3 protein-coding genes are annotated in these 3,831 nt (G+C 62.6%); all 3 read left to right on the top strand.

Annotated elements, in window-relative coordinates:
* Window positions 1-1,533: wax ester/triacylglycerol synthase family O-acyltransferase (locus VGP39_RS10140; protein WP_327567970.1), on the top strand; the 1,533-nt coding region annotated here is incomplete at its 5' end.
* 214 nt (window positions 1,534-1,747) lie between these two features.
* On the top strand, window positions 1,748-2,743 hold the full coding sequence (locus tag VGP39_RS10135) for an alpha/beta hydrolase (RefSeq protein WP_327567969.1): 996 nt from the start codon (window positions 1,748-1,750) through the stop codon (window positions 2,741-2,743).
* A gap of 261 nt (window positions 2,744-3,004) precedes the next feature.
* A partial coding sequence (locus VGP39_RS10130; RefSeq protein WP_327567968.1) for a cytochrome P450 occupies window positions 3,005-3,831 on the top strand: 827 nt, incomplete at its 3' end.

Genomic DNA, 3,831 nt, shown 5'->3' with positions numbered 1-3,831 from the left:
CTGTCCTCGATGGACGCGTCGTTTCTGTATCTGGAAACGCCGGAGATGCCGATGCATGTCGGCAGCATGGCGATCTTCCGGCTGCCGGAGAATTACCAGGGCAACTTCTTCGAGGATTTCAAGGCGATGATCGCCTCGCGGCTGCATATCGCGCCGATCCTGAAAGCGCGACTGGAAAAGGCCCCGCTCGACATCGATCACCCGAGCTGGGTCGAGGACGACCAGTTTGACATCGACCGCCATATTTTCCGCGGAAGCCTGCCGGCGCCCTACGACCGCGCTACGCTGGAGCGCATCGTCGGCTGGATGCATGCAAAGCTGCTCAACCGCGCCCGGCCGCTGTGGGAGTTTTACGTTTTTGAGGGCATGAAGGACAACGAGATCGGGCTCTATTCCAAGATGCACCACGCCTGCATCGACGGCGGCGCAGGGGCCGCGCTGACCAACATGATCTACGACGTGACCCCGGTGCCGCGCGAGATCGACACGCCGCTGCCGCGCGCGAACGCGGGCAACGAGCCGCGCGACATCGCCGCCAACCTGATCGATTCCTATCAGCAGCTCTGGCGCCAGCCGTTCGATGGCGCGGCGACGCCGAAGGCCATCGATCTGCCGCGCTCGGGCAAGAGCGATATCGGATCGATCCTGTTCGACAACGCCATGTTCCAGATCGAAAGCGCCGTGAAATTCGTCGGCAGCCTTCCGACCATGGCCAAAAGCATTTCCGATGTGGTCGGAAAAGTGACCGATCCGAAAGCGCGCGACAGCATCGCCAGCATGGTGTCGCCGTCCACGATCTTGAACAAATCGATCTCGTCGGAACGCAGCTTTGCCGGCACATCGGTTTCGCTCACCAGGGCCAAGGCGCTGGGCATGCAAGCCGGCGGCAAATTGAACGACGTGGTGCTGGCGCTCTCAAGCGGCGTGGTCCGGCGCTATCTGCTGGAGCGCGGCGCGCTTCCCGCAAAATCGATGACGGCGGCGGTGCCGATCTCGCTGCGCGAGGAGGGCAATACCGACGCCAACAATCAGGTGTTCGGCATGATCTGCTCGATCGCCACCAATGTCGAAGACCCCAAGGCGCGGCTGCAAGCGATCATCGCGCAATCCACAAAATCCAAGGAAATGTCGCATCCGTTGCGGGCGCTGATGCCGCAGGTGTCCAACATCTCCATGCTCGGCACCCCGATCCTGGTGCAGATCCTGGCGCTGCTCTACAGCCGCTCCAGCCTGTCGGACGTGCTGCCGCCGGCGGCCAACATCACGGTGTCCAACGTGCCCGGGCCGCGGCAGACGCTGTATGCGGCAGGCGCCGAACTCTTGCACATCTTCCCGGTGTCTATCTCGACCCATGGTCTTGCCCTCAACATCACGGTGCAGAGTTATCGCGACCAGCTCGACTTCGGCTTCATCGCCGGCGCCAACATCATCCCCCATGTGCAGGTGCTGTGCGACATGCTGCCGGGAGAATTCGAAGCGCTGGAAGCAGCCTTCGCGCCGCCGGCGTCCGAGGCGCAGAGCGTGGCGAGCTGATGAAGATATCTTACGAGTTTGGTGCCCCGGACGCGGCGCGAGTTTCCTACCTCTCCCCGAAGGGGAGAGGTCGACGCGCATCGCGAGATGCGCGGCGGGTGAGGGGCTACGGACTATCGATAGGGCGAAAGCCCCTCACCCGGATCGCATCTGGCGATGCGATCCGACCTCTCCCCTTCGGGGAGAGGTGAAGCACTTCGCGGGGACGAGGGACATGATCGAGATGCCGCCGCTGCAGTTCGCGCAAACCAACGGCATTCGCATGGGCTATTACGAAGCCGGTCCGAAGACCGATACGCCGCCGGTGATCCTGTGCCACGGCTGGCCGGAGCTGGCGTTCTCGTGGCGGCACCAGATCAAGGCGCTGGCTGAGGCCGGCATCCGCGTGATCGCGCCGGACCAGCGCGGCTATGGCTCGACCGACCGGCCCGAGAAGGTCGAGGACTACGACATCGAGCACCTGACCGGCGACCTCGTCGGGCTGCTCGATCATCTCAAGATCGGCCAGGCGATCTTCGTCGGCCACGACTGGGGCGGCTTTATTGTCTGGCAAATGCCGTTGCGCCATATCGACCGCGTCGCCGGCGTGATCGGCGTCAATACCCCACACAGCGATCGGGCATTGGCCGATCCGATCGAGCTGTTCCGCAAGCGGTTCGGCGACAGCATGTACATCGTGCAGTTCCAGGATCCCGCGCGCGAGCCCGACAAGATCTTCGGCAGCCGGGTCGAGCAGACCTTCGATGCCTTCATGCGAAAGCCGGTGCCGCGCAAGGACGACGGCCCCGCCGAGCCGCCGACCGCGGGTGTCGGTGCATCGAAAAAGACCAATCTGGCATTTCCGCAGATGATCGCCGGCTACGACGCCAGATACGATCCGCGCACGCCGATCCTGTCGCCGGAAGAAAAGAAAGTGTTCGTCGACACCTTTACCAAAACCGGCTTCACCGGCGGCATCAACTGGTACCGCAACATGTCGCGCAACTGGCGCAACTCCGAAGGCCTCGATCATACCGTGCGGGTGCCGTCGCTGATGATCATGGCGGAGAATGACGCGGTGCTGCCGCCGTCGGCTGCCGACGGCATGGAGAAGATCATTCCGGATCTGGAAAAATACCTGGTCCGCGACAGCGGCCATTGGACGCAGCAGGAAAAGCCGGTCGAGGTAAGCGCGAAGATCATCGAATGGCGCAGGAAGCGGTTTGGGTGAAACGAAACAACCGTCGTCATCCTGAGGTGCTCGCCCTCTTGGGCGAGCCTCGAAGGATGCGGCCACGAGCGCAAGCGGCTCATCCTTCGAGACGCCGCGCAAGTGGCGCGGCTCCTCAGGATGACGGCAGTGTGTGCGGCGAGACAGGATTCTTGTAGGATGGGTAGAGCGTAGCGAAACCCATCATGCACTCCCGAGATTTTTGATGGGTTTCGCTACGCTCGACCCATCCTACGAATATGGCCAGGAGACAATCTACCAATGGCGTCCGTCAATAAACTGAACCCGATCCCGCACCCGCCGAAGAAGCCGGTGGTCGGCAACATGCTGTCGCTGGATTCCACTGCACCGGTGCAGGATCTTGTGCGCTTGAGCAAGGAACTCGGGCCGATCTTCTGGCTCGACATGATGGGCGCGCCGCTGGTGATCGTCTCCGGCCACGACCTGGTGGAAGAGCTCAGCGACGAAAAGCGCTTCGACAAGGCGGTGCGCGGCTCGCTGCGCCGGGTGCGCGCGGTCGGCGGCGACGGCTTGTTCACCGCCGACACCAACGAGCCGAACTGGAGCAAGGCGCACAACATCCTGCTGCAGCCGTTTGGCAACCGTGCGATGCAATCCTACCATCCCAGCATGCTCGATATCGCCGAGCAGCTGGTTCAGAAGTGGGGGCGGCTCAATGCCGACGACGAGATCGACGTCGTCCACGACATGACGGCGCTCACTCTCGACACCATCGGCCTGTGCGGATTCGACTATCGTTTCAATTCCTTCTATCGCGAGGATTACCATCCGTTTGTCGAGTCGCTGGTGCGCTCGCTCGAGACCATCATGATGACCCGCGGCATTCCGCTGGAGGGTCTGTGGCTGCAGAAGCGGCGGCAGACGCTCGGCGAAGACGTCGCCTTCATGAACAAGATGGTCGACGAGATCATCGCCGAACGGCGCAAGAACGCCGAAGCCGCCGAGGGCAAGAAGGACATGCTCGGCGCCATGATGACCGGCGTCGACCGCGCCACCGGCACGCAGCTCGACGACGTCAACATCCGCTACCAGATCAACACGTTTTTGATCGCGGGCCACGAGACCAC

This window comes from Bradyrhizobium sp. (assembly GCF_036009065.1).
In the GTDB taxonomy this organism is placed as follows: Bacteria; Pseudomonadota; Alphaproteobacteria; order Rhizobiales; family Xanthobacteraceae; genus Bradyrhizobium.
The sequence above is the reverse complement of the archived record's forward strand: the minus strand, read 5'-3'. Positions and strand labels throughout refer to the sequence as shown.

What these genes read in the sequence shown, in the direction of transcription:
- VGP39_RS10135 (WP_327567969.1), top strand. Translation starts at nt 1,748, where the DNA reads ATGATCGAGATGCCGCCGCTGCAGTTCGCGCAAACCAACGGCATTCGC.